Origin of the sequence: Pseudomonas sp. 30_B (genome assembly GCF_017491605.1) — a bacterium.
In the GTDB taxonomy this organism is placed as follows: Bacteria; Pseudomonadota; Gammaproteobacteria; order Pseudomonadales; family Pseudomonadaceae; genus Pseudomonas.
Window position 1 is genome coordinate 1 of sequence record NZ_JAFGYY010000088.1, and the last position, 688, is coordinate 688.

Here is a 688-nt window from a genome sequence, read left to right on the forward strand (position 1 = left end):
GGCCGGCTTGCCCGACCACGAATTGCTCCCCCACGGGCGCGATCCCCAATCGAGCGCGTTCTTCAGCACGCCGGGCATCGAACGGTTGTACTCCGGCGTGACGAACAGCAAGCCCTGCGCGGCTTCGATCGTCTGCTTGAAATGTTTGGCCACGTCGGGAAAGTCGGCGTCGTAATCCTGGCTGTACAGCGGCAGCGAGCCGATATCGACCGGTTCGAACGACAAGTCGGCCGGCGAGAGCAAAGCCACGGCGTTTGCAAGCGCGCGATTGAACGACTCGCGCCGTAGACTGCCGACAATGACTGCAATGCGATAAGTCATCTGGATCTCCTTCCGTTCAGTAGGTAATCGACTGGTTTTGTTTCCGATTCTGCATCAACCGGCCCTTTTATGTGCAAGCCAGCTTGAATCCCGGTGCATCGGGGCTTCGAACCAGATTTCCACACAGTTTTCCACAGAAACTGTGGATAACTTGATGGATATGTCGGCCGGTTACATTGATGTCGGTGGCATGTAATCACGTCTGTGCCACGATCGCCGGCACGACCTACGCTGTCAGCATAGCGCGCGACGATGACGCGTGCCGCTTGCCGCCGCGCTTGCCACGGCGCGCGTCGCATGGATAATCTTGCGCTGCCGCCCGCGCGCGCCGTATGCGCGCAGGCAAGAACCGGAAGCCATCCCATGC

General features: G+C 59.7%; 1 protein-coding gene. It reads right to left on the reverse strand.

The features are described from left to right. Nucleotides 1-321 (reverse strand): NADPH-dependent FMN reductase (locus tag J5M67_RS27345; protein ID WP_207888535.1); only part of this gene is annotated, 321 nt, incomplete at its 3' end. Nucleotides 322-688 lie beyond the last annotated feature (367 nt).